Annotated in this window: 28 protein-coding genes; 13 read left to right on the top strand and 15 right to left on the bottom strand. The window is 29.3% G+C overall.

What is annotated here, in order from left to right; translation table 11 throughout:
* Window positions 1-7: 7 nt before the first annotated feature.
* From trxA to ETU08_RS09665, 4 genes are all read right to left on the bottom strand, one after another.
* The gene (trxA, locus tag ETU08_RS09680) at window positions 8-469 is read right to left on the bottom strand and encodes a thioredoxin (protein WP_146262824.1); all 462 of its coding nucleotides are present in this window, start codon (window positions 467-469) and stop codon (window positions 8-10) included.
* 197 nt (window positions 470-666) lie between these two features.
* Entirely contained in the window at window positions 667-1,470 is an 804-nt protein-coding gene (locus tag ETU08_RS09675; RefSeq protein ID WP_146262823.1) for a TPM domain-containing protein, read from the bottom strand.
* On the bottom strand, window positions 1,448-1,879 hold the full coding sequence (locus ETU08_RS09670; RefSeq protein WP_146262822.1) for a TPM domain-containing protein: 432 nt from the start codon (window positions 1,877-1,879) through the stop codon (window positions 1,448-1,450). Before ETU08_RS09670 ends, ETU08_RS09675 begins: the two co-directional genes overlap by 23 nt.
* A gap of 8 nt (window positions 1,880-1,887) precedes the next feature.
* The gene (locus ETU08_RS09665) at window positions 1,888-2,493 is read right to left on the bottom strand and encodes a LemA family protein (RefSeq protein ID WP_146262821.1); all 606 of its coding nucleotides are present in this window, start codon (window positions 2,491-2,493) and stop codon (window positions 1,888-1,890) included.
* Between the two features lie 252 nt (window positions 2,494-2,745).
* On the opposite strand from ETU08_RS09665, the gene ETU08_RS11980 reads away from it, so the two are divergent.
* The 6 genes from ETU08_RS11980 to ETU08_RS09645 all read left to right on the top strand — a co-directional run bounded on the left by ETU08_RS11980 (window position 2,746) and on the right by ETU08_RS09645 (window position 7,463).
* Entirely contained in the window at window positions 2,746-3,135 is a 390-nt protein-coding gene (locus ETU08_RS11980) for a DUF5690 family protein (protein WP_221410441.1), read from the top strand.
* The gene (locus ETU08_RS09660; protein ID WP_221410440.1) at window positions 3,107-4,078 is read left to right on the top strand and encodes a DUF5690 family protein; all 972 of its coding nucleotides are present in this window, start codon (window positions 3,107-3,109) and stop codon (window positions 4,076-4,078) included. The genes ETU08_RS11980 and ETU08_RS09660 overlap by 29 nt, the downstream gene beginning before the upstream one ends.
* Window positions 4,079-4,124: 46 nt before the next feature.
* The gene (gene phnX, locus ETU08_RS09655; protein ID WP_221410439.1) at window positions 4,125-4,895 is read left to right on the top strand and encodes a phosphonoacetaldehyde hydrolase; all 771 of its coding nucleotides are present in this window, start codon (window positions 4,125-4,127) and stop codon (window positions 4,893-4,895) included.
* A gap of 4 nt (window positions 4,896-4,899) precedes the next feature.
* Window positions 4,900-5,145 carry a hypothetical protein gene (locus ETU08_RS11975; protein ID WP_221410438.1) on the top strand — a complete coding sequence of 82 codons (246 nt, stop codon included), beginning with the start codon at window positions 4,900-4,902 and terminating at the stop codon, window positions 5,143-5,145.
* Complete coding sequence (phnW, locus tag ETU08_RS09650; protein ID WP_221410552.1) at window positions 5,105-5,983, top strand: 2-aminoethylphosphonate--pyruvate transaminase; 879 nt, start codon at window positions 5,105-5,107, stop codon at window positions 5,981-5,983. Before ETU08_RS11975 ends, phnW begins: the two co-directional genes overlap by 41 nt.
* 256 nt (window positions 5,984-6,239) lie before the next feature.
* Window positions 6,240-7,463: an MFS transporter gene (locus ETU08_RS09645; RefSeq protein ID WP_185145314.1), complete on the top strand. Its 1,224-nt coding sequence runs from the start codon at window positions 6,240-6,242 to the stop codon at window positions 7,461-7,463.
* Window positions 7,464-7,502: 39 nt separating this feature from the next.
* Here the strand turns inward: ETU08_RS09645 and recR are convergent, their stop codons facing one another.
* The 3 genes from recR to ETU08_RS09630 are packed head-to-tail and all read right to left on the bottom strand — an operon-like array spanning window position 7,503 to window position 10,307.
* Entirely contained in the window at window positions 7,503-8,117 is a 615-nt protein-coding gene (gene recR / locus ETU08_RS09640; protein ID WP_146262820.1) for a recombination mediator RecR, read from the bottom strand.
* A 28-nt stretch (window positions 8,118-8,145) separates the two neighbouring features.
* Window positions 8,146-9,096, bottom strand: a complete 951-nt coding sequence (gene trxB / locus ETU08_RS09635) for a thioredoxin-disulfide reductase (protein ID WP_146262819.1) — start codon at window positions 9,094-9,096, stop codon at window positions 8,146-8,148.
* Window positions 9,097-9,146: 50 nt separating this feature from the next.
* Window positions 9,147-10,307 carry a hypothetical protein gene (locus ETU08_RS09630; protein WP_146262818.1) on the bottom strand — a complete coding sequence of 387 codons (1,161 nt, stop codon included), beginning with the start codon at window positions 10,305-10,307 and terminating at the stop codon, window positions 9,147-9,149.
* Between the two features lie 60 nt (window positions 10,308-10,367).
* On the opposite strand from ETU08_RS09630, the gene ETU08_RS09625 reads away from it, so the two are divergent.
* Together ETU08_RS09625 and ETU08_RS09620 are read left to right on the top strand one after the other, a co-directional pair.
* A complete protein-coding gene (locus ETU08_RS09625) occupies window positions 10,368-11,282 on the top strand; it encodes an HAD family hydrolase (protein WP_146262817.1) in 915 nt (304 codons plus the stop codon).
* A 177-nt stretch (window positions 11,283-11,459) separates the two neighbouring features.
* Entirely contained in the window at window positions 11,460-12,074 is a 615-nt protein-coding gene (locus ETU08_RS09620; RefSeq protein WP_146262816.1) for a glutathione peroxidase, read from the top strand.
* A gap of 48 nt (window positions 12,075-12,122) precedes the next feature.
* On the opposite strand, the gene ETU08_RS09615 is transcribed toward ETU08_RS09620, so the two are convergent.
* Window positions 12,123-12,779, bottom strand: coding sequence for a trimeric intracellular cation channel family protein (locus ETU08_RS09615; RefSeq protein WP_146262815.1), 657 nt, complete (start codon window positions 12,777-12,779; stop codon window positions 12,123-12,125).
* A gap of 56 nt (window positions 12,780-12,835) precedes the next feature.
* Window positions 12,836-13,546: a hypothetical protein gene (locus ETU08_RS09610; RefSeq protein ID WP_146262814.1), complete on the bottom strand. Its 711-nt coding sequence runs from the start codon at window positions 13,544-13,546 to the stop codon at window positions 12,836-12,838.
* Between the two features lie 153 nt (window positions 13,547-13,699).
* On the opposite strand from ETU08_RS09610, the gene asnA reads away from it, so the two are divergent.
* Window positions 13,700-14,740 carry an aspartate--ammonia ligase gene (gene asnA / locus ETU08_RS09605; protein ID WP_146262813.1) on the top strand — a complete coding sequence of 347 codons (1,041 nt, stop codon included), beginning with the start codon at window positions 13,700-13,702 and terminating at the stop codon, window positions 14,738-14,740.
* Window positions 14,741-14,904: 164 nt separating this feature from the next.
* Complete coding sequence (locus tag ETU08_RS09600; RefSeq protein ID WP_146262812.1) at window positions 14,905-15,507, top strand: superoxide dismutase; 603 nt, start codon at window positions 14,905-14,907, stop codon at window positions 15,505-15,507.
* Between the two features lie 47 nt (window positions 15,508-15,554).
* Here ETU08_RS09600 and ETU08_RS09595 read toward each other — a convergent pair whose 3' ends face one another.
* The 3 genes from ETU08_RS09595 to ETU08_RS09585 form a co-directional block, all read right to left on the bottom strand.
* On the bottom strand, window positions 15,555-15,800 hold the full coding sequence (locus ETU08_RS09595) for a GlsB/YeaQ/YmgE family stress response membrane protein (RefSeq protein ID WP_146262811.1): 246 nt from the start codon (window positions 15,798-15,800) through the stop codon (window positions 15,555-15,557).
* Between the two features lie 11 nt (window positions 15,801-15,811).
* Complete coding sequence (gene pnuC / locus ETU08_RS09590) at window positions 15,812-16,429, bottom strand: nicotinamide riboside transporter PnuC (RefSeq protein ID WP_146262810.1); 618 nt, start codon at window positions 16,427-16,429, stop codon at window positions 15,812-15,814.
* Window positions 16,430-16,582: 153 nt separating this feature from the next.
* Entirely contained in the window at window positions 16,583-17,023 is a 441-nt protein-coding gene (locus ETU08_RS09585) for a hypothetical protein (RefSeq protein ID WP_146262809.1), read from the bottom strand.
* 295 nt (window positions 17,024-17,318) lie between these two features.
* Here ETU08_RS09585 and ypfJ point away from each other — a divergent pair, with 295 nt between their 5' ends.
* Entirely contained in the window at window positions 17,319-18,170 is an 852-nt protein-coding gene (gene ypfJ, locus ETU08_RS09580; protein WP_146262808.1) for a KPN_02809 family neutral zinc metallopeptidase, read from the top strand.
* Between the two features lie 175 nt (window positions 18,171-18,345).
* Here ypfJ and ETU08_RS09575 read toward each other — a convergent pair whose 3' ends face one another.
* The gene (locus tag ETU08_RS09575) at window positions 18,346-20,250 is read right to left on the bottom strand and encodes a T9SS type A sorting domain-containing protein (protein WP_146262807.1); all 1,905 of its coding nucleotides are present in this window, start codon (window positions 20,248-20,250) and stop codon (window positions 18,346-18,348) included.
* Between the two features lie 442 nt (window positions 20,251-20,692).
* On the opposite strand from ETU08_RS09575, the gene ETU08_RS09570 reads away from it, so the two are divergent.
* Together ETU08_RS09570 and ETU08_RS09565 are read left to right on the top strand one after the other, a co-directional pair.
* On the top strand, window positions 20,693-21,859 hold the full coding sequence (locus ETU08_RS09570) for a MalY/PatB family protein (protein ID WP_146262806.1): 1,167 nt from the start codon (window positions 20,693-20,695) through the stop codon (window positions 21,857-21,859).
* Between the two features lie 3 nt (window positions 21,860-21,862).
* The gene (locus ETU08_RS09565; RefSeq protein WP_146262805.1) at window positions 21,863-22,459 is read left to right on the top strand and encodes an acyl carrier protein; all 597 of its coding nucleotides are present in this window, start codon (window positions 21,863-21,865) and stop codon (window positions 22,457-22,459) included.
* Window positions 22,460-22,466: 7 nt separating this feature from the next.
* On the opposite strand, the gene ETU08_RS09560 is transcribed toward ETU08_RS09565, so the two are convergent.
* Entirely contained in the window at window positions 22,467-23,447 is a 981-nt protein-coding gene (locus tag ETU08_RS09560; RefSeq protein ID WP_146262804.1) for an ABC transporter ATP-binding protein, read from the bottom strand.
* Window positions 23,444-24,442: a FecCD family ABC transporter permease gene (locus ETU08_RS09555; RefSeq protein ID WP_185145313.1), complete on the bottom strand. Its 999-nt coding sequence runs from the start codon at window positions 24,440-24,442 to the stop codon at window positions 23,444-23,446. Before ETU08_RS09555 ends, ETU08_RS09560 begins: the two co-directional genes overlap by 4 nt.
* Window positions 24,443-24,553 lie beyond the last annotated feature (111 nt).

The following is a 24,553-nucleotide window of genomic DNA, read 5'->3' as shown; positions in this document are numbered from 1 at the left end:
AATTAATTTATTTAAAAATTATTTCTTTGATAATGTTTTCAAAATCTTTTTTGGAGATAGCTCCTTGTACCATTTGAGGTTCTCCATCCATCGGAATAAATAATAAAGAAGGTATGCTTCTAATACCAAACATTGCAGCAAGTTCCTGTTCTTTTTCTGTATCTACTTTATAAACATCAATTTTGCCCTCATACTCTGCTGCCAACTCTTCTAAAATGGGTGCTACCATCTTACATGGACCACACCAATCAGCATAAAAATCTATGATCGCTGGTTTATTTCCCAAAAATTTCCATTGATCCGGATTATTTTGGTAATCCATAATTTTAACTTTAAAATCTTCTATATTTAATGGTATTGTTTTCATTGATACTTTTTTTTCTATTTGTTTATTGTCTGTCTTGTCCTTACGTTCACAGGAATTAAGTGTAAGACTAAAAATTATTGCTATAAAGATTATACTTTTCATTAATGACAAGCATTATTAAATTAACATTGAATTTCATTTACTACCCAATTTATGAGTTAAAAAATTTTAGACTAATCATTGTCTTTTATATTATTATACAAATGATGTATAATCAAATATTCAGCCTTTTAGATATAATCTAAATATTATTTAGAGAAAATTTTAAAAATTAATTTTAAATAACTTTTAATTTTAAATTACCATCTTCCACTAGCACCGCCGCCGCCGAAACTTCCCCCACCGCCGAAACCGCCGAAACCACCACCGGATCTTCCTGAAAATCCACCTCCAAAGCCTCCGAATCCACCTCCAAAAAATCCACCACCTGGACCCCAAAAATCATCATCTTTATTTTTACCATTTTTATTATAGTAGGTACCTTTTCTTTTTCCTTTTAGTATTTGTGATATGTATATAAAAAGTATAATTAAAACAATAATAAATACCAACGAGGAGACTAAATCTAGTGGCTGATCTTTGGAAGATGATTTAAATTTTCCTTGTAAAACATTAAAAATTTGATCAATCCCTGAATTAGATGCCCCGTAATAATCCCCGTTTTTTAGATACGGTATCATATAATCATTTATAATTTGGTGAGAGATGAAATCTGTCATAGCATCTTCTGTACCTCTACCGTTCTGTATGGACAATTGTCTATCTTCTGTTGCTATTAATATTAAAATTCCATTATTTTTGCTTTGTTTACCTATCTTCCATCTTTCCCCCCAACGTGCAGCTACATAATTTATATCATCTCCCGTCAGGGTTTTAACTATACATAGCAATATTTCCGTAGAGGTTGAATCATTATATGCAATAAGTTTTTTTTCTAAAAGATTTTTTTGAGCTTGAGTTAAAACTCCTGCATAGTCATTTACTGGATATATTTTTGCTGGCTTATCAGGAATTTGAAATTCCTTTTGGGCTGAAAAAATGCTTGTATTTAATAGCAACACAAGCAAAATTCTCCATAAACTATTTATTGTATATAATCTCATTGGGTATTTGATTTATACCAAAATTTTCAGTGGTTGATGGAAAATATTTTATTAATTGTTCCCCTATTTTTTTAATGGCTGTGAGGATTCCAATGTCAAATTGTTTATTTTTAAATGAGTGTAGAATTTCTTCAATTAGATTATTCCAAAAGGATTGGTTTACAAAACTATGGATATTTTCATCTCCAACTACTGCCACTTTTTTTTTGTTTTCAGAAACGTATATTAAAACTCCATTTTTATTTTTTGTTTTTTGCATCTCCAATTTATAAAATAATCTTTGAGCCTCAGCCAATGGATCTCCTTGTAAAAGCATATCAACATATACCCTTATTTCACCGGTTGTAAATTTTTCAACTTGTTGAATGGCATTGATAATATGCTTTTCTTGATTATTTGTAAATAGCATTAAATTAATTATTTTTCTCCGTTTAACAATAAATCAACATCTGGAGATTTATCTGATCCTTCAAAGGATTTAAACAGAGTCTTTTCTTTTAAACCTTTTATACTTGATATTATGCTGTAGGGTAATTTTGTTATATAATTATTATATTCGGTAACCGATATATTGTAATTATCTCTATCAATTTTTATCCGATTCTCTGTACCTTCAAGCTGACTCTGAAAAGCTAAAATGCTTTGATTAGCTTTTAGATCGGGATATTTTTCTACTGAGACTAAAAGTCTACTTAAAGCACTGTTTAAACCTGCTTGAGCCTTCTGAAATTCAGCCAATTTTTCAGGTGTTAAATTGGAAGGATCAATTTGTACAGAGGTAGCCCTTGCTCTAGCTTCAACGACAGCTGTTAAAGTTTCTCTTTCGTAATTTGTTGCTTTTTTAACCGTTGCCGCTAATTGGGTTATTAAATCTGCTCTTCTTTGATAGGCAGTTTCTACAGCTCCCCACTTCAATTTAACATCATTATTTAGAACCACCATTTTATTGCTTGTAACAATATAAAAACCAATTAAAAAAATGGCAATAACTAAAATTATAATTCCTGTACTGAATTTTTTCATAAATAAATTTCTTAAAATTTAATCTTTAATATAACGATTTTAAACTAAATATAGTCTAATAGCGAAATTACAAAAAATTTTATTGTATTTATATTAATTTATTATCCTTTACAAAATATATTAAAATTTAAATTTAAATATAGTTTTTTAGATTATTATAAACAATATTTATAACTATCTTATAACATAATTACAAAATTATTGTAACATAATTTTTTTTTCTTTGGTTCTAAATTATACTTGCTAAACATTATGTTAAAAATTAATAATTTTAAAAATTATTCTTCTCGTTTATTATTTATTCTATGGGCGGGAGGAGCTGCTTTATTGTCTTATTCTTTGGTCTATGCATTGCGTAAACCTTATACTTCTGCAACTTTTGAAGGTATACAAGTTTTTGGCGTTGATTATAAAGTGGTTGTAACAATTATACAGATTCTGGGCTATGCAATATCTAAATTTATTGGTATTAAATTAATATCTGATTTAAAAAGAAAAAACAGATTTAAGTTTATCATTGGCTCCATGGTGATTGCTGAGATGGCTCTAATTTTATTTGAATTATTAAATTCTCCTTATAATTTAATTCCAATGTTTATCAACGGCCTATCTTTTGGTTGCATGTGGGGATTTATTTTTTAGTTATTTAGAAGGTAGAAAACTTACTGATATTTTAGCAAGCTTTATGGGGGTAAGCATGGTAATCAGTTCTGGAACTGCAAAATCTGTCGGTTTGTATATGATGAATGTTTTAAAGATAAACGAATTTTGGATGCCTGCTCTTATTGGTGGAATAGCTTTGCCAATACTTATCTTATTAATCTATATACTCAATCGTTTGCCTGAACCTAATGGGGAAGATATTGAATCAAAATCGAAAAGAGAACCTTTAAATAATATTGATAGAATAAAATTAGTGAAAAATTTTGCTCTATTGTTAATAGTATTATTTATAGCAAATGTAGTTTTAACGATCACACGTGATATAAAAAAGGATTTCTTGGTAAAAATTGTTAACACATCTGAGCACTCCAACTGGTTATTTGCTCAGATTGATACTGTTGTTACTATTATAGTTTTAGTTACTTTTTGTTTAGTTTATTTAATAAAAAATAACTTAAGTGCTTTAAAAATTTTATTGTTCGTTCTTATTGTTGGAATGTGTTTAATGGCAATAACATCTTTAAACTACAATCAATTGAAATTAGATACTGTTCTATGGTTATTTATTCAAAGTTTATGTTTATATTTTGCATTTCTTGCTTTTCAAACCATATTTTTTGAAATGTTTATTGCTTGTTTTAAAATTAAAGGTAATGTTGGCTTTTTCATTGTATTAAATGATTTTTTAGGTTATATAGGTACTGTATTAGTTTTATTCATTAAAGAATTTTTTGGCAGTAATATTCATTGGCTTACCTTTTACAATCAATTATCCGGATATACAGGCATATTTTGTTGTCTCGCATTTATATATGCTTTGTTTTACCTACAATTTCGAGCAAAAAAAGAAAAAAATAAGCTAGAGCTACAAAAATATAATGAAGAGGGTAATATAAATACAAATTCTAGCTATACCATTTAAGTTTACACAATTTTAAAAATTAAATATATTCAATGAAAAAAATTACTTGTATAATTATGGATTGGCGGGAATAGCTATTGACTATGGTTGCTTTGCCCCACTTCATGCCTTTCTAAAAGTATTTTCTGATGAAAAAAAAATAAATATCACTTACCGACAAGATAGAGAGCGAATGGGTTTGCTTAAGATAGATCATATTAAATCAATTCTTTCCATGCCTGAAGTTAATGATAAATTTCATGAGGTTTATAATCGAAATTGGTCTATGGAGGACGTTCACAAAATGTATCAAAGTTTTGAAAAACATTTATTTACCTCTCTTTCTGATTTTACAACCCCTATTCCTAAGGTAATTGAAACTTTAAATTCTTTGCGTAACGAAGGCATCTTAATTGGATCAACCACAGGTTATACTCAAGCTTTGATGGATATAGTTAGACCGGAGGCAGAAAAAAAGGGTTATTATGTTGATCATTTGGTAACTCCAAATGATGTACCCGCCGGTCGACCGGCTCCCTATATGATTTATAAAAACATGATTGATTTAGCCATTCCCTCGGTAGAACAAGTAGTTAAAGTTGGAGATACAATTGCAGATATACAAGAAGGTATTAATGCAAAAGTTAAAAGTGTAGGCATTATTGTTGGAAGTAATGAAATGGGACTTACTGAACTTGAATATAATCAATTACCAGACTCAGAAAAAGAAATTTTAAAAAATAAAGTTCGTGAGAGAATGTTGAATGCAGGGGCAGATGCAGTTTTGGACAATATTACCGAATTACCTTCTTACATTGATTCTATAAATCAACTATAAAACTATGAAAGAATATTTACTTTTAACTCCAGGTCCTCTAACAACTACTGATTCTGTTAAAAATTCAATGCTAAAAGACTGGTGTACATGGGATAAAGATTACAATGAAAATATTGTAATGTCTATACGCAATCAGCTAGTTCATTTAGCCAAAGCTACTCCCAATGAATATACCAGTGTTTTAATGCAAGGAAGTGGTACATTTTGCGTTGAATCCACCTATTGGATCTGTGTTACGCCCCCAAGATAAACTGCTAATAGTTGCAAATGGCGCCTATGGAAAAAGAATGGCTGAAATAGCCACTTATTATAAAATTAACCATCTCTTGGTATCCCTAAATGAAACAGAAATCATTGACCCAATACAGGTTAAGAATCTACTAAATGAAAATAAAGATATCACACACTTCTCCATGGTACATTGCGAAACTACTACTGGAATACTTAATCCGTTAAAAGAAATAAGTGATGTAGTGAAAAATTATCCAGTAACTTTTATTGTAGATGCTATGAGCAGCTTTGGAGGAATACCGATAGATATAAAAGATTTAGGCATTGACTTTCTTATAAGCAGTTCCAATAAATGTATACAGGGAGTTCTCAGATTTGGTTTTGTAATTGCATTGAAGGATAAATTAAAAGAATGTAAGGGTATAGCCCGGTCATTATCCTTGGATTTATATGATCAATGGATAACCATGGAAGAAGGCAATGGTAAATGGAGATTCACCTCTCCTACCCATGTAGTTATAGCTTTTTTTCAAGCATTGAAGGAACTTGAAGAAGAAGGAGGAATTGAATCACGATATTTGCGATACAAAGAAAATAATAAACTTCTTATTGAGGGTATGAAGTCTTTAGGATTCAAACCTTTACTACCCATGAACGTACAAAGTCCTATCATAACATCATTTCTGTATCCCTTCAGTAATTTTTCATTTATTGATTTTTACAATCAACTAAAATCCAAAGGATATGTCATATATCCAGGAAAAATTTCAATGGCTGATACTTTCCGTATGGGTAATATCGGTAATATATATCCCAAGGATATTGAAAACCTTATTGAAAGTATAAAAAACTCATAAAAATGATGTTTGCTTAATACTTAAATGATAATTATTTTAACTTAATCGAATACATAAGGTGTTCAAACTTTAATTTTGTTGACATATAAAACTTATTACCAATTATAATTTAAATATTTTAATTGATAATATTTCATTATGAATAATTTTTATTCAATAAATTTTATTCTATATTATATTAAATATTTTACTTCTAAAAATAGAATTAATCAATTCTTGCTTATTACATTTGCCGTAATTTTTAAATTTTGTTTTCATGAATGAAAATATAAGTAGTTGTTCATCTAAATTTTCAAATAAACAAATACGTCTGGGAATTTTTGCCTTTTATATATGTCAAGGTATATGTTTTTCCAGTTGGGCAAGCAGAATTCCAGATATTAAGAATTATTTTCATGTTGGTGATGGAGAATGGGGGAATGTTCTTTTAATGATCCCTATTGGACAGATTTTAGGAATGGTTCTATCTGGCTTTTTAATATCTCGTTTAGGAAGCAAAAAAGTATTATTACTCGCTTTGCCTTTACATGTTTTAGGGCTTATTGCTGTTGGATTATCCTCAAGTTTACTTACCTTAATGTTAAGCCTAGTTGCCTTTGGTTTTTTTGGAAATTTTGTAAATATTTCTGTCAATACTCAAGGAATTATTATTGAAAATATTTACAAAAAACCCATCATGTCATCGTTTCACGGCGGATGGAGCTTGGCAGGATTTTTTGGATCTTTAATTGGTTTGTTAATGATTAACCTAGGTTTAACCCCTTTACAACATTATATATTTATACTTTTTATTGTAGGGATATTAATAATTTTTAATTGTAAATATTTACAGCCAGATAAAAAATCCGTATCATTAGAATCCAATGAAAAAACTGTACAATCAATTCAAGAAACTAATAACAAATCATACAAAAAAAAGACCTACCCAGAAATGTTTCTATATTTATTAGGAATAACAGCATTCTGTGGTATGGCTTCAGAGGGTGCTATGTTTGACTGGAGTGGAATTTATTTTGAAGAAGTTGTTCATGTTTCTAAAAATTGGGCTCCTTTAGGATTTGCTGCTTTTATGATTATGATGGCAACAGGACGTTTTATTGCTGATTATGCCGCTCAAAAATGGGGGAAACAACGTATTATACAAGTTTGTGGTTTATCCATATCTATTGGTTTGTTTATAGCTGTTTTATTTCCACATATAATAATTACTACCCTATCCTTTATGCTTATTGGTTTGGGAGTCTCTAGCATTATTCCTACGATCTATAGTTTAGCCGGACAAAAAACAAAAATTAATACGGGAATGGCTTTAACTATTGTTTCAAGCATAGGTTTCGTTGGTTTCTTATTAGGCCCACCAATAATTGGATATATTTCTCATGCTTTTAATCTAAGATATTCATTTGCCTTAATAGGAATTTTTGGAATATGTATTTTCTTACTTTCTACCTATTTAAAAGTTTTTAAACAAAAGGATTAATATAAAAAAACCTTATATGTATATATAAGGTTTTTTTATTTAGATTAAATCTTGGCTATAGGGTACTCTATTTTGCAATGATCTTATCAAAGTAAGTTCATCGGTATATTCTAGTTCGTCCCCTACTCCTATTCCACGCGCGATGGTAGTAAATTTTATTTTTAAATCTTTCATTAATTTATATAAATAAAACATTGTGGTATCCCCTTCAATAGTAGCACTTAAAGCAAATATAATTTCTACCACTTGTTTTTCTTTTATTCTTTCCAATAATGGAAAGATACATAGATCAGAGGCACTAATTCCTTCCATGGGCGAAATTCTACCTCCTAGAACATGATATTTTCCTTGGTACTGATGCGTATTTTCTATTGCCATTACGTCTCTAACATCCTCCACCACACAGATGGTTTTATCATCACGAAAAGAATTTCCACAAATGATGCATACTTCAGTATCAGAAAGATTATTACACTCTTTGCAATGTTTAATGTTATGAACCAATTGGCTTATAGAATTGGCTAAATTATCCGCCTGATTCTTAGGTACCTCTAGTAAATGCAAGGCTAAACGCAAAGCAGTTCTTTTACCTATTCCTGGCAATTGAGATATTTCTTCTACTGATTTTTCTAAAATTTTACTTGGAAAATTCATTATTCAATATATAAATGCCTAAGCAAATCTAATGAGTAATTTGAGATAAATATCTCTCAGCATCCAAGGCTGCCATACATCCTGATCCTGCGGCAGTAATGGCTTGTCTATATTTTTTATCCACAACATCTCCAGCAGCAAATACACCGGGAATATTTGTTTGTGTAGAAAATGGTTGAACGTTTACATATCCTGTCTCATCCAGATCAAGCTTTCCTTCAAAGATTTTAGTATTGGGCGAGTGGCCAATAGCCACAAAATAGCCATCAACCTCTAAAATAGACTCTTTATTAGTGATATTATTTTTAACTACAGCCTGAGCCACTAAATTATTTTCACCTTTTAAATCAACTACTTCATGGTTATACATTAAGACAATGTTAGACGTGCTTTCTACTCTTTCTTGCATAATTTTAGAAGCTTTCAAATAGTCTTTTCTAACTACCATATAAACCGTCTTACAAATTTTAGCTAAATAGGTAGCTTCTTCTGCCGCTGTGTCTCCTCCACCCACAACTACCACATTTCTACCTCTATAGAAAAATCCGTCACAAGTTGCACAGGCAGATACTCCTCCACCTCTATATTTTTCTTCAAATTCTTTTCCTAAATATTTAGCACTTGCGCCGGTAGAAATTATTAAGGTTTTTGCCTTATAGTCATTGCCCGATGAAGTTTTAACAGTATGTGTATCTCCCAACTGATTTCCAAAATCTACCTGTACAACAGTATCAATAATTACTTTTGTTCCAAAACGCTCCGCTTGTTTTTGCAGCTGTACCATCATTTCAGGGCCAGTTATACCCTCAGGATATCCGGGGAAATTTTCAACTTCGGTAGTTGTCGTCAATTGCCCTCCCAATTCCATTCCTGAAATTAATATTGGGTTCATTTCAGCTCTTGCTGCATAAATTGCAGCGGTAAAACCGGATGGACCTGAACCAATTATAAGCGTATCTAATATGTTATTCTCTGACATTACTAAATATATTTTATTGCAAGTTACAAAATTTACTTATCTAATTAATCTTAAAGACTATTTAAGAAATTTATTAACTGATTTCTTAAATCTATACCGCAATCAGTTAACATTTGCCTATCATTCGGATAAGGTACTCTAGGAGCATTAATCAGTTCTAATGCATATATATCCAAAGCTTCTCTATTCCCGTTTAAAATACCATAAGCAGATTTAAACTCAGATCTTGAAGTTACAGGATAGGTATTTATTAAATTTCCAGTAAAAGAATTGTAAAGTTGAAATGTTGCATTAATAACGGCATCTCTTTGTTTAATAACTTCTGTTACCTGTGCTTGTAATTTAACATATCTATCAACCTTAATATAATTTCCGTCTGCATCTTTTATATTAAATCCTCTTGAATCTTTCAAATACTCCCAACCATCTATAATATCTTTTTCATAATTATGTGTAAAAATTCTTTCATTCCCATAATTTACGAATGCTCCATTAATATTTACAACCACTTCTTCGTCATGCGGTTCATTAAAATCTAAAGTGAAAAGAGTCCAAAAATTCTTATTATAATTATTTATATTAAATAAAAGTGTTTGAGGTAAGTCGCTTGGTAAATAGGTTCCTGAATTGTTTTTTACACCAACTAAAATTATATTTAATCCCTGATTATAGGCTTCCTTTAATTTAAATGAAATATCTCTGTAATTAGCATCTACTTCTTTTATTTCTTGAAAATATTCGTATGCGTCCCTAGCACTAGCCTTGTTATTCCTTTCAAGTAAACTCACGCCTTTATTGTAGTAGGAATTTAAATAATTTTCTTTAGCCAATGCCAAGGCTTGTTGTAAATCTTTGGTTGGGAATTTTAATTCTTTTCCATTGTTATATAAGGGAAGTAAGGGGCTAATCTTTGCATATCTATTAGATAGACTTTTAGTTACTAAATAGATTCTTTTATAGTCTGGAATGAGATTAGATTTAAGAATCTTCAATTCTTCTTCTTCTTTTTTATTTGCATTTAAATAAGCATTTTGCAATAGTATTAATTGTTTTTCTTTTTTATCTTGGGAATAATTTTTTGTATACACGTTTATTGAAGTCTCAAAAGCTTGGGCGTAATCACCTTTATTTAATTGTGATTCAGCTTTTTTATAAGGACTGCATTGAACAATGAATAAGAATAATGCAAACCTATAATATATATTTTTCATTTATTTATTTTAATTTTAGTAACTATAAATGTATAAATATTGCGTTTAAAACTTTTTTAAATGAAAAAAATTTTAATCCTAGTTATTTTTATGGTAAGCTCCATATACTTGAATTCACAAACTTATAAAAAAATAAATGGTTTTTCTGATGAGATCAATGAAAAACTGAAGCAGTTTTTGGTTTCGTCTCTAACTATTAAAGATAGGAAGGTTGCCGTTTTTGATTGTGACGGAACCTTATTGGGACAAGTTCCCTACTACTTATCGGAAGAAGCAATTTTTACCTACGCAAAAATGAAGTATGACGGTAAAAATGATTCTATATCAATTGAAAAGATGAATTATTTATTTCATATTTTAAAACCCATAGATGAAAATGATTATGTACAAAATACTTTAAACTTTCTTTCAGGTATGACGGTTAAAGAAATTGAGCATCTTGGTACTAGTACTTTCGACAGTAAGTATAAAAATAAATTTTATGGTGAAATGAAAGAACTATTGACAAATCTTAAAAAATTTAATTTTGAAATATGGATAATTTCAGCTTCACCGGAGTTGTTATATCAAGAAATTATTCACAGAGAACTAGGAATACCCAAGGAAAGAATTATTGGAATGAAAGCCGTCATTAGTGAAAATAATTTAGCTACCAACCTATTAGTTAATCCTTATCCTATGAATCAAGGCAAGGCTGAAGCAATAAATACTTTCATAAAGGTTCCTCCATTAATCGTAGGTGGAAATAGTAGAGGAGATATGGAAATGATGAATGCTTCAACAGGTTTAAAAATTATTGTTAATCCCAACGATTCACACATTGAAAATAATATTAATTCAGGAGATATGTTCGGTTATACTGTAAAAAAATATTGGGAAAAAGATCCTAGCTGTATTGAAATTTTTTTGAAAGATGAAGCGTTTAATAATCAAACTTTTATTTCAAACCAATACGGATTAATGCCTAATTATTAATTATTCGATTTATTTAAAATCTACAATCATAACTTTTTATTAATTTATTAATTCATTTATTATTATTTTAAATATAGCTAAAATTATATCTATTATTCTTATTAATAAAATATTGAATTTATATGTGATCTTCTTATAAAAAGACTACATTTGAAATATTAAAAATATTTTTTATTTATGAAAAAAATAATAATCACCTGTGGTATTTTAGGATTATTACAATTAACTTTAATTAATTGCAATGCTAAGACAGAAGTAAAGCAAGAATCTAATTCATCAGAAAATAATTTATCAAAAAAAGATTCTATTTCTACTATTTATAGTTTTGAAGTTACCGATATTGATGGAAAACCTTTTAAAATGGACAGTTTAAAAGGAAAAAAAATAATGATTGTAAATACTGCTTCTAAATGTGGAAATACACCTCAATATGCTGATTTAGAAAAATTATACAACACATATAAAGACAAAAATTTTGTGATTTTAGGATTTCCTGCTAACGACTTCTTAGGACAGGAGCCAGGAAGTAATGAAGAGATCAAGAAATTTTGCACGGCGAATTTTAATGTATCTTTCCCCATGATGTCTAAAATATCAGTGAAAGGCGATGAAATAGCACCCATTTATAAATGGTTAACCAAGAAATCAGAAAATGGAGTAATGGACTCAGAGGTTGAATGGAATTTCCAAAAATATTTAATTGATGAGAATGGTAAACTTGTGGATGTTGTTCCTCCTAAAGAATCTATACTTTCAGATAAAGTTAAAAATTGGATTGAAAATAAAAAATAAATAGATATGCACCTACTTTATAAATAGGTGCATTATTTTTTAACTTATTTAATTTTCTCTTTGTCTAATTGTTTCACTCTTCAATCGCGGAAATTGCAGGTTCCATCTATCAGCCACAAACCTTATAAAAACAACAATGCCCACTGTAAGTAGACTGATTAAAGGTAACTCAAATCTTAACCAATTAAGAATTACAAAGGTACTACCTCCAACAATACATGAAAATGCATAAAGCTCTCTTTTAAAAATTACTGGAATACGGTTTAAAAGAGTGTCTCTCATAATTCCCCCCATAATGCCGGTGATTGTTCCCATTGTTATTACAACCCAAAAGGAATAACCTGCTACCATAGCTTTTTGGGCTCCTACAAAAACGAATAACCCCAATCCTATACTATCACTCCAAAAGAAAAAACGATTTAAATGATTTAAATGTTCTCTTAAAAAAATGTAAAAGATTAATGCAAAAAATGAGCATAATGCATAGAAACCATTATGCAACCAAAATGGAGTTTGATTTAGTAATAAGTCTCTCAATGTTCCTCCACCTACAGCTGTAACAAAACCTAGAACATAGGCACCAAACCAATCACAATTTTTAGTTGCTGCCCCTCTAATTCCGCTTATAGCAAAAGCAAAAGTTCCTAAAAATTCAATAATTTCTACATATCTTATTTTGTAAAGTAAAGATAAAATAAAATCCATTTTGAATATTTAGACAATTATACATCAAAAAAATAAAATATAATTGATTTTAATTGTTAATATTTTAAATTATAAATAGCAGAAGCTACAATTTTACAATTTTCCTGATCTCCAGGTAGCTTTATAATATCTTTCTCAATTTGCAGTATTCGGTTAGCTATAGACTCAATACTGGCATTTGATTTTTTTAAAATAAAAATATCAGGCAAGTAATTTTGATATTTATAAGTAGGATTTAAATCATGTTCCAAGTCGGAATACCAATTGATCCATAGTATATCGTTAATTCTTTTAAATAAAACAAAATCCTTACTATTTTTAATGGTATTTTTTAATTCTGGTACTCGAGTAAATAAAGACAATGTTGATTCAATATCATTCTCTAAAACTGAATCTTTAAAATAAATTGCAGTTTCCATTGCTAGAAAAGGAATTTTCCATTCCTCTCTTCTATCAGAAGAAGAAGAAGAAGGATTTGCAATTCGATCAATCATTTTTGCTATATTATGAGCTAGAGTGAGATAAGAAGATGGCACAAAAAAAGGATTTTCCTTAGAAAATTTTAAAATGTTTTCACCAATGTCTTTAGCTTTAGACCAATCTGTAGGATTAACTGCTATCTTTTGTAGCCTTTTAATACAGTAAGGCACATGATCTATATACGAATTAAAATAAAACAAAAGAAAACATCCCCAACCAGGTTTAATAGGATCGGGTATATTGTTTAAAATAATTAAACCTGTATTGTTATTATAATCATTACTCATAAGTAGAGGCAAGCAACAAATGTATAAAAATCTTAATAGTATTTATATAATTTTTTATACAATTTTACAAGTGATATTAATTGAAAAAAGATCCTATTATTTTGTAGATAAGAATTTAATAATTAGTATTTTTACTTAAAATAAGAAATATTTATGAGTAATTTAATTATTCCTGAAGGATACAAACCTATTCTTAATTTAAGGGAAACTGAATTAGCAATAAAACAAATAAAAGATTTTTTTCAACTAAATTTATCTTCAGAATTGCATCTAAGAAGGGTTACTGCTCCACTTTTTGTTTTAAAGGGTACTGGTATTAATGATGATTTAGCAGGCAACGAAAGAGCAGTAAACTTTCCTATTAAAGATATGCAAGAGCAAAAAGCAGAAATTGTGCATTCTCTAGCCAAATGGAAAAGGTTAACGCTAGCTGATCTTCAAATTGAAAATGGTTACGGTATTTATACAGATATGAATGCAATTCGCGCAGACGAAGATATGGATAACATACATTCTATATATGTAGATCAATGGGATTGGGAACGAGTAATATCTGCTGAAGATCGGAAGATTTCTTTTCTAAAGGAAATTGTTACTAATATATACGATTCTATACGTAGAACTGAATATATGGCGTACGAAATATATCCCAAACTAATTCCTCAATTGCCTAAAAATATTTATTTTATACATTCCGAAGAATTATTGCAAAAGTATCCTGATCTTACACCCAAAGAGAGAGAACATAAAATAGCCAAAGAACATGGGGCTGTTTTTATTATGGGAATTGGGGATAAGTTAAGCAATGGAGAAGCTCACGATGTACGATCTCCGGACTATGACGATTGGACTTCACTATCTGAAAGTCCTTATTCTGGTCTCAATGGCGATATCATTGTATGGAACCAGGTTCTAAACCAATCGCTTGAACTTTCTTCTATGGGTATACGTGTAAATAAAGAGTCACTAATTAAACAATTGCAACTGACTGATAAGGAAGAAAGAAAAGAACTTTATTTTCATCAAAGGCTTTTAAATGATGAACTACCTCTATCTATCGGTGGAGGAATTGGACAATCAAGACTTTGTATGTTCTTATTAAGAAAAGCTCACGTTGGAGAAGTACAATCAAGCATTTGGCCTAACAAAATGAAAGAATCTTGTTACAATGCTGGAATACCTTTATTAATATAAAGATTTTTTTCCACTATATTTGGCAAAGAACTTATGAATAAATGAAATTATTTATCATCAAAATTTATTTTTTATCTTAAATTTTGTTTTTTATATGATTTCTTTTAATGGTATGATATTTGTCACCCAAATATAGATTGTTTAATCAAATAAATTTTTAAATTATGGCTTTTGAATTACCAAAACTACCGTATGCATACGAAGCTTTAGAACCTCATATTGATGCTAAAACGATGGATGTGCATTACAATAAGCATCATGCGACTTATACTACAAATTTAAATAACGCAATTAAGGGAACTGAGCTTGAATCTTTACCCATTGAAGAGATCATAGTTAAAGGTTTTAACCAAACCCCTATTAGAAACAATGGAGGTGGATATTTAAATCATTGTTTATTCTGGGAATGGTTAACCCCTGAAGGACAAGGAAAACCTAGTAGAGAATTAGCAGAAGCCATTGATGCTACTTTTGGATCTTTCGATTCTTTTAAAGATGAATTTTCAAAAGCTGCTGCCAGTAGATTTGGTTCGGGATGGGCTTGGTTGGTTGTAAAAGATGGAAAACTTTCCATAGGTTCAACTGCTAATCAAGATAATCCTTTAATGCCAGAAGTTGGTGTCTCTGGTTATCCTATTTTAGGTTTAGATGTTTGGGAACATGCTTACTATTTGAACTACCAAAACCGAAGACCTGACTACATTAATGCATTTTTTAATGTTGTTAATTGGGACAAAGTGTCAGAACTTTATAAAAAACACAAATAATTAAAATATTTTTAAATAAAAAACTATCTCAATACTGAGATAGTTTTTTATTTAATTTTTCTAAATATTGATACAATAGCCAAAAGAACTATAGCCCCAACTAAAGACATAGATAAATCTCCTATTCTACTATTTTCATTTACGGAAATATTCAAAATTTTAAATATCTTGGTCCCTAAAACACTACCAACAACACCTATTATTAAGTTAACTAAACAACCAAAACCTTTACCCCTCATCAATATACCAGCTAAAAAACCTGCAAGAATACCAATAATTATTGTCCAAGTCATACTTTAAATTTTTAGGTTAATAATTCTTTATTTTTTAATATTTTTTTCCAATCTAGATATCCAAATATAGCTATTATAAATAAAAATAGGGTTAGTAATGTATATAGGATTAATCCCTTATGCAATAATAATGGAATAGATATTAAATTACTTATATTTAAATAAATCCAATTTTCAATTTTTCTTTTAGCCAGCAACCACATCCCTGCCCAAGCAAAAGCGCTAACCATTGCATCCCATAGAGGGACATCTGAGTTTGTGTGTTTTATCAATATAAAATATAAGAAAAAAAATGTTCCTATTACAATTAATATTGATTTTCTTTTTTCAGAATTCGAGGACAAACTTATTTCTGATCCTTCTCCTTTTTTATTCTTCCATAACATCCATCCATAAATGCTCATAATTAAATAATACAATTGCAAAAGAATTTCTGCATATAATTGGATTTCAAAATATAAGTAACTTGTAATACATATACTGATTATTCCACATGGATATAACCATACCTTATTCGCTTTTGCAAACAAAACTTGCAACACAGCAAAAAATACACCTATAAATTCAAGCCATGTTATACCATAAAATTGTTCAATAATTGATATTAAGTATGAATTAAAAATTTCCATTAAAATTTTTTAAATTATGGACTTTATTGGTCCCCAATTAAAAAAGAATATATTAATATTTATTCGTAGTATAAATGAGATTAAGTCTTAATATAATTGTATAAATAGTATAATTAGAACTTATTATCCATTCATATTAATTAAATCTAAAATTTAATTTTTATTATTAAATTTTAAATAATTGCTTTCATTTTCAAAATAATACACTTGTCCATTATCACTAGCTAAGACAATATATGCTAAAGCCTTATCCACCTTTTTATTAGTGAGGGGATCTATTGAATATCTTACTTTCTCATCTTGTGGTATTCTATTCTTACACATTTCACAACAACCGTAGTACATCTTACCATCAAGTGGCACTTCTAGCTGTTCTTTGCCCATATATTCATCATTAACCATACAAACTTTATTGCTCGGAACATGATCTCCTTTTTTAAGAACATCAACTTTTAACTCCGAAGGGTGCTGATTATGCGTAATAACATTAGTATTAGAATCTTTTTCTAAATGCTCGTTAGTATTGTTACATGCAACTAAATAAGTAATTGTAACAAATGCTAAATATGAATATTTAAATTTTAGAATGTTCATAAGCTGTAATTTTAATCTTTAAAGTTTTAATGTTAATTATACTATATTATATGAAATTTTAGATTTCATACCGTACCTACAAAGATATAAATTATGCTGTTGTATATTATTGTTATTATATATTTTTTAAGTATTATACTATAGTAAATCGCTTATTTTTAGTTTGTAATAGCCCATGTAATCTTACCGATTCCATTTAAACTATTATTTCAACAAAAATATAATTTATATTCAATTTTATTATAATTTTTAATATTTTTACTATAAATATATATAAATATTTAATTCATAATTTATGAAACTTGACGGAAGAAGAAGTAGTAAAAATGTTGAAGACCGCCGTGGAAAATCGGTAGGCAAGGCTACTTTAGGCATAGGAGGAACCATTGTAGTAGGTTTAATTGTTTGGTTGATGGGTGGTAATCCTATGGATGTAATCACTCAGCAGCTTAGTAATACCAGCTCTACACAACAAACTTATAAACCCAATGCCGAAGACGAAAAGTCTGCGGAGTTTGTTAAAAAAATATTAGCCGGTACGGAAGATATTTGGACTGAAATTTTTAAGGAGAACGGAATGACTTATGTTCCACCTAAATTGATCATGTTTAGTGGTGCTACCACTTCGGGTTGTGGTGGTGCATCGTCCTCTACTGGTCCGTTTTATTGTCCAGCAGATCAAACCATCTATATAGATTTATCTTTCTTTAAACAAATGAAAAATGAACTGAACGCCGGAGGTGATTTTGCTTATGCTTATGTAATTGCCCACGAAGTCGGGCATCATGTGCAAAATTTATTAGGAACCTTGGGTAAAGTTAACCAAGAACAACAAAGATTGAGTAAGAAAGAGAGCAATCGAATGAGTGTTCGCACGGAATTGCAAGCCGATTTCTATGCCGGTGTATGGGCCTATCATGACAATAAAAATTTTAATTCCATTGAACCGGGTGATATTGAGGAAGGTTTAAATGCAGCGACCCAAATAGGAGACGATCGTCTGCAAATGCAAGCACAAGGTTATACTGTTCCGGATGCTTTTAACCACGGAACCTCAGCACAACGTAAACGCTGGTTAAACAAAGGTTTACAAACTGGAGATATCACTCAAGGCAATACATTTAATGTGCCTTTTTCTAATTTATAGTGATTTATAATTGTATTTTAAACATTTATGATTAAATAATTTTTTGATTTATTTCTTCCTTAAAAAAGAATCAATTAAAAATTAAATTTTTTAAGTTAATCAATTATGGTTGATAATGAATAAGAAAAAGGACTGTAAAAATACAGTCCTTTTTCTTTATACAATTTATCAATAATTACTGCTTAATAAATTTTAAATTTTCAACTTTTCCTTCAGAAGTATTTACCTTTATAAAGTAAACACCAGATTTTAAATCAGAAATTGGTATGGCTGTATTTTGTGTAATATTATTCATTTGTTTTTTAACCGTTCCATTTATATCTATGATTGATAAATTAGCTGTTGATGATAATCCTTTAATATATAAGGTATTATTATTCTGTGTATAAGGAGTAAGTAGTTCTTCCACACTAAAGGCTGAAAAACTATCTCCCCATATATCTTCTTCTAATGCGACAATTGGAAGTCTATCCATGTAAAAAGTTTCATCATTTCTTTCAACAACTTTTATTTTACCATCCTCTTTAGTATAAGGCATTAGAATATAATCACCTGCCTGAACACTATTCGGTAAGCTACAGGTATAAATAGATCCTTTAACACTATTTGTTATATCTGTGTAAAAATCTCCGTTGGTATAAAATAATCCTATTCGAACGGATGCTGGATCACTGGTAGGCATTGAAACTTTAAAAGGTTTTTCCAGCTCTATCTGAAATAATCGATTTACCCCACCTTCAGGAATATTTACTTGCATAAAGCTGGTAGCTTGAAAATCTTTTGAAACAATATAACCCCTAGATAGTTTATATTCTATGGAGATGGGTAATCGATCTATCCAAGGCGTAGATACTTCCCTTTTTAAAGCTATTTTTTCTTCTTTATCAGAAAAATAAGGAATTAACATGAAGTTACCAATATAATTATCAGGCAATTCACAAGTATAAACATATCCATCCACAGACAAAATTTTTATTGGCCCTCTAAAATCACCATTTTTAGGATTGTAAAGTCCAAAATTAAGGTTTTCAAGTTCTGTTTGAGATTTGGCATCTGTACGTAAGTAGAATTTCACTTGATCATTTTCTCTAAATACATATTTATTATCATCGGTAAGTATTCTAAGATGCGTAGTTAGCTCAGGCATTTTTTTAATTGGCTGAGTACCATTTTTCTGAATATAAAATCCACGAATCCATCCATTGGGCAATTCAATATACCCATTGGGAACTACATGATCAAGACTTAATTTTTTGATATCTACTGAATTAATATCGAAATTTGGAATCAATTCTGAGTATTCATATTTTTTATAATCAGATTCTTTAATGTATAATTTATACCCCAATTGTTCATCTGGTATTCTTTTGGCCCATCTTATATTAATCCAATGATATAAAACACCGCTGAAAGATGCTGTTTTCTCTAAATTATCCACCGTAAAAACACTCCAATCATCCACTCTAAGCTTGGCATGCTTATACATTGCGTAAAAATCTCCTTGTGCTAATTCTTGCCAAGGCCCATTCATACGTCCCCCACCAGGCATTAAGCTAAATCCATAAACATTTTTATTTGGTGCAAACCAATGTCCACTGCTAATATCTCCACTGGCGGTAAGATTAACAGCCATAGGATTATCATTGGTTTTTGCGCCCAAGTATTCTTTAATATCTTGGTAGGAACCTGTTCCACACATGGCCATTAACTGATAAAAAGCTGCTCTATTGGGAAGCTTCCAATTTTTATCCACAACCCCATTCTCATACATATCTCCGGAAGGCACTTCCATAGGTCCATAAAATTGCCCATAATATCGGTTAAAACTTTCTGCTGGCATATCATAAGGAACTGCCCAACCGTCCATATGCTTGTTGATAAAATTTTGAGTTGTATAATGTAACACAGGTTCATATAAACTAGCATCCATCCAATAATACTCCCCAATTTTTACTCCTTTGTAGTTAGAAGTAGTATTACCACTGCGAAATTCTAATTCTAGTGGTTCCTCCTGTTTCTGACTTTGTGCTATACCTAAAGTCAGAAATAGTACCATAAAAGAAAATAAAAGTTTTTTCATAAATAAATTTTCAACTAATATAAGTTTTTTATTCCATTATAATATAATATAAATGTATGAATTTTATCATTTGCATCAATCTTAAATTTAAATAATGAGCCTTTCAAATTGGATTAATGTTTAAACGTCTTTGTCATTTAAAATATTAGTTTTTAAATCAATCATTTAATTTTAAAACCTCTCTAAAGTTTAAAATGTGTAAACTATACCTGTTTTATTAAGAATTGATTCTATATATTTTCAATAAATTCATTCCCATGAATATTTTAAATTAACTATTTCAATCTATTCTTAGATATTATGATTATGAGTAATACGTATTCAAGAATTTACTAAATGATAGTTACAATTATTTATTATTAAAACTTTTATTAACTTTAAAATATAATACCATAAATGATTAGGTTTAGAAAACCTTTATTTTTGTATAAATATGTAAAAAATGAGAAGATATAATTTTGATGAGGTTATTGATAGAAAAAATACGGATTGCTTAAAATACGATGCTTTAAAAGAAAGGTTTGGAAGTGTTGATTTAATTCCCCTTTGGGTGGCTGATATGGATTTTCAGTCTCCTCCGGAACTTATAGAAGCTTTAGTAGAGCGTACCCAACAAGGAGTTTTTGGCTATCCATACCCCCCTAAAGAATACTATCAATCCATTATAAACTGGCAACAAAAGCACCATGGGTGGGAGGTAAAAAAGGAAGAAATCAGCTACATACCGGGTATAGTAAAAGGAATTGCTTTTGCTTTGGATGTTTTTTCTAAAGAAGGAGATCAAATTATTATTCAACCACCGGTTTATCATCCTTTTCGAATTATAAGTAAATTACACAACCGAGAAATAGTAACGAATCCCTTAGTTTTGGAGAGAACTCAATACCAAATGGATTTGGAAGGATTAGAAAAGTTGATAACCGAAAAATCTAAAATTCTTATGCTTTCCAATCCTCATAACCCTGGAGGAAGGGTTTGGACTAAAGAAGAACTTACACAACTGGCAGAAATTTGTTACAAACATAAGGTATTGGTTATTTCCGATGAAATTCATTCCGATTTAGTTTTAACGGGAAATAAACATATCCCTTTTGCTTCCGTATCGGAAAAAGCAGAACAAAACAGCATTACTTTTAATGCTCCTTCTAAAACTTTTAACATAGCCGGAATTGTTACCTCCTACTCTATTATTAAGAATGAAGAGATCCGTAAAAAATACCACCATTATTTGGTTAGTAGTGAATTGAACGAAGGTACTATTTATGCTTATTTAGCCTTGCAGACCGTATATGAAAAATGTGAAGATTGGATGATTGAATTAAAGGAATATATAGAAGCAAATATTGAGTTTGTAGATGATTTTTTGAAAAAAAATATTCCTCAAATTAAAGCAATGAAGCCGGAAGCTTCTTTTTTATTATGGCTAGATTGTCGGGAGTTGAATCTTTCGCAGAAAGAACTTACTTCTTTGTTTATAAATAAGTCTCATTTAGCATTGAATGATGGTTCTATGTTTGGAAAAGAAGGAACCGGATTTATGAGAATGAATGTAGGATGCCCAAGAATTACATTAGAAAAGGCTCTTAATCAATTAAAATCTATTCTTTAAAATATGGGCTTAGATATTGTTGAACTATTAGTTGAAGTTGAAAAAAAATTTAATATTGAAATCGCAGACCATGAGGCTGAAAGAGTTCTGACAATTAGTGATTTTGTAAATGTAATCTATCTAAAAACAAAAATTACTAAAAAAGACAAAGATATTTTTAAAAATATTTATTATAAATTAAAAAATATTTTTTTACGTTTAAATGTACCAGAAAAATTAATTACTGTTAATACGGAAATTACAAGTTTAATTCCACAATCAGAACTAGAACTTTTTTGGAATCAGCTAACATTAAAAACTGGATTAAAACTACCTAATTCTAAGATCATTAAATACACGGAAAAAATCGAAAAAGAAGATGTAAAATTTTTAGGTTTAAAAATTTACACTAAGACTAAAAGATTAAGAAATCACACGCTAAGTCAATTGGTTGATTATATAGTTTCTTTAAACTATGAAAGTTTAATTGATTTAAATAAAGTTCATAGTAAATATGAAATTGAAAGAACTATATGCATGATTACCTCCGAAAAAAGTGGAGTTGAAATTCATGAAATTGAGCTCTTTCATGCCTTTACTTACGATTTAGGAATGGAATAATTCGTAATTAGGATAAAAACCGAATAACCTCTTCTACAGTAGAGAAAGAATAGTCTTGTTCGTGTTTCTGAACGATGAATTTTGAGTTTTCTTCTCTAATCAATAGTTCTCCTTGGGGAACTATATAAAAACCCTTTCTTATTAAAGCTTTTTTTAGCCAATAAAGAGATTGAGAGTCTCCTACTAAACTTATTTCTCTTTTATTTTTTACTGAAATAAATTCATATTCGTTTGAAATATAATTGAAGGTAATATCCTTTCCTGCAAAATGATCTAAAATATTTTCATTTTTTGCTAAATCTTCCGTAAACCCGATTTTAAATTTATCTTTCCGAATTAATGCAACCTGATCTGCAATAGAAAGTCCCAAACTTAAATCATGAGAAGTAAATAAAACTATTTTCCCTTTTTCTTTGGCTAAAGAATGAATAATTTTCATAACTTCTAATTTATTAGCAATATCTAAATGAGAAGTGGGCTCATCCATAATTAAAAAGGGAGTATCTTGAATTAATGCCCTTGCGATCATGGCTTTTTGTAAATTACCATCCGAAAGTTGATGGATGTAATAATGCTGATACTGAGTTAGATTTAGTAGATTTAATATTTCTTCAATAGTTTTTTTCTCCTGTAAGGATAAATTTTGATACCACTTTTTATATGGAAATCTACCCAAAGCAACTAAATCGTAAACTTTTAAAAAAGGACTTACATTGATTTTGGAGAGAACAACGGAAATAAGCATACTAATTTCAGTTGCGGAAAGAAACTTTAAATCTTTTCCATTTATTTCTATTTTCCCCTTTAAAGGAGCCAATTCTTTAAGTAAAGTTTTAAGAAAAGTTGTTTTCCCTGTACCATTTCTACCTATCAACAAAATTACTTCGCCTGATTTTGCTTCCATATTTATATTGGAAAGAAGTGGACTCTTATAACCTATGGAAAGATTATTAATTTGTAATTTATTAAGTAGTTTAAGCTCTTTCAATATAAATTATTTTTTAATTGAGTTTTAAAAATCATAAAGAAAATCGTAGGAACTCCGATTAGGGATGATAAAATATTTACCGGTAATTGAGTATAACTCATAATTAAACTTACCGTTAGCATAAAAGCCACTCCCACTCCCATATTTAAAATTAATTGATTCCATAGGGAAGCAGGATTCCAAATTTGCCGGCAAAAATGTGGAATTATTATTCCTATAAATACGATAGGTCCTAACATGGCAGTGGTACTTCCGGATAAAAAACATACGGAAAGGATTATGCAGGCTTTCATTGAAATTACACTCACTCCTAAAACCTTAGCATATTCTTCTCCAAGGAGAAATCCGGTTAAATTTTTTACAGACATTAAAGCTAAAAATAAACCAAGGACAATGAATAATGCATAAATAATTAATTGCATAGATGTTAAACCTTCAAAGGATCCGAATGACCAGAATACGTATTGTTTTAATTTTTCTGATTGTGAATAAAATTGTAGCATGCTTATTATAGATCCACAGAAAGAAGAAATTAAAAATCCAATAATAATAAACATGGAAATATTTTTAATCTTTTTTATCGTTAACAGTAAAAATATCGAGACAATCAATGCTCCTAAAAAAGCGCCAATTGCTAACATCCAATTACTGAGTAGTGGATATTCTAAAAGCCAATAACTACCTCCAAAAAAAATTATTAATGAAACTGATAATGCAGAAGCAGAAGATATTCCTAATATGGAGGATTCCGCTAAAGGATTTTTAAATAATTCTTGTAATAAAAAACCACTTACGGGTAATGAAATTCCTGCTAAAACTACTGCAAAAATTTTATTAAATCTGTATGAAATAATTAATCTCTTAGTTTCATCTTCAGATAGAAATAGATCACATAATGAAATGTTTTCATATCCGGTTAATAAATTAATGAATATTAAGCTAGTACAAAATAAGACTAGCACCACTAATAATATTATAAATTTATTTGAAAACACTGAACAAATATAAATAATCTTAAAGGTTTTATTTTTAATAATTTTATACAAAATTTTTCTATATTAATTTATTATTTTTGTTAAAAGATAAAGTTCATAATCCATGATTAT

It is taken from the genome of Apibacter muscae (assembly GCF_007845635.1).
Taxonomy (GTDB): Bacteria; Bacteroidota; Bacteroidia; order Flavobacteriales; family Weeksellaceae; genus Apibacter; species Apibacter muscae.
This window is presented reverse-complemented; position numbering and strand designations above follow the sequence as displayed.

Coding starts and splice junctions, on each gene's coding strand:
- trxA (WP_146262824.1), bottom strand. CDS start 469: ATGAAAAGTATAATCTTTATAGCAATAATTTTTAGTCTTACACTTAAT.
- ETU08_RS09675 (WP_146262823.1), bottom strand. CDS start 1,470: ATGAGATTATATACAATAAATAGTTTATGGAGAATTTTGCTTGTGTTG.
- ETU08_RS09670 (WP_146262822.1), bottom strand. CDS start 1,879: ATGCTATTTACAAATAATCAAGAAAAGCATATTATCAATGCCATTCAA.
- ETU08_RS09665 (WP_146262821.1), bottom strand. CDS start 2,493: ATGAAAAAATTCAGTACAGGAATTATAATTTTAGTTATTGCCATTTTT.
- ETU08_RS11980 (WP_221410441.1), top strand. CDS start 2,746: ATGTTAAAAATTAATAATTTTAAAAATTATTCTTCTCGTTTATTATTT.
- ETU08_RS11975 (WP_221410438.1), top strand. CDS start 4,900: ATGAAAGAATATTTACTTTTAACTCCAGGTCCTCTAACAACTACTGAT.
- ETU08_RS09645 (WP_185145314.1), top strand. CDS start 6,240: ATGAATGAAAATATAAGTAGTTGTTCATCTAAATTTTCAAATAAACAA.
- recR (WP_146262820.1), bottom strand. CDS start 8,117: ATGAATTTTCCAAGTAAAATTTTAGAAAAATCAGTAGAAGAAATATCT.
- trxB (WP_146262819.1), bottom strand. CDS start 9,096: ATGTCAGAGAATAACATATTAGATACGCTTATAATTGGTTCAGGTCCA.
- ETU08_RS09630 (WP_146262818.1), bottom strand. CDS start 10,307: ATGAAAAATATATATTATAGGTTTGCATTATTCTTATTCATTGTTCAA.
- ETU08_RS09625 (WP_146262817.1), top strand. CDS start 10,368: ATGAAAAAAATTTTAATCCTAGTTATTTTTATGGTAAGCTCCATATAC.
- ETU08_RS09620 (WP_146262816.1), top strand. CDS start 11,460: ATGAAAAAAATAATAATCACCTGTGGTATTTTAGGATTATTACAATTA.
- ETU08_RS09615 (WP_146262815.1), bottom strand. CDS start 12,779: ATGGATTTTATTTTATCTTTACTTTACAAAATAAGATATGTAGAAATT.
- ETU08_RS09610 (WP_146262814.1), bottom strand. CDS start 13,546: ATGAGTAATGATTATAATAACAATACAGGTTTAATTATTTTAAACAAT.
- asnA (WP_146262813.1), top strand. CDS start 13,700: ATGAGTAATTTAATTATTCCTGAAGGATACAAACCTATTCTTAATTTA.
- ETU08_RS09600 (WP_146262812.1), top strand. CDS start 14,905: ATGGCTTTTGAATTACCAAAACTACCGTATGCATACGAAGCTTTAGAA.
- ETU08_RS09595 (WP_146262811.1), bottom strand. CDS start 15,800: ATGACTTGGACAATAATTATTGGTATTCTTGCAGGTTTTTTAGCTGGT.
- pnuC (WP_146262810.1), bottom strand. CDS start 16,429: ATGGAAATTTTTAATTCATACTTAATATCAATTATTGAACAATTTTAT.
- ETU08_RS09585 (WP_146262809.1), bottom strand. CDS start 17,023: ATGAACATTCTAAAATTTAAATATTCATATTTAGCATTTGTTACAATT.
- ypfJ (WP_146262808.1), top strand. CDS start 17,319: ATGAAACTTGACGGAAGAAGAAGTAGTAAAAATGTTGAAGACCGCCGT.
- ETU08_RS09575 (WP_146262807.1), bottom strand. CDS start 20,250: ATGAAAAAACTTTTATTTTCTTTTATGGTACTATTTCTGACTTTAGGT.
- ETU08_RS09570 (WP_146262806.1), top strand. CDS start 20,693: ATGAGAAGATATAATTTTGATGAGGTTATTGATAGAAAAAATACGGAT.
- ETU08_RS09565 (WP_146262805.1), top strand. CDS start 21,863: ATGGGCTTAGATATTGTTGAACTATTAGTTGAAGTTGAAAAAAAATTT.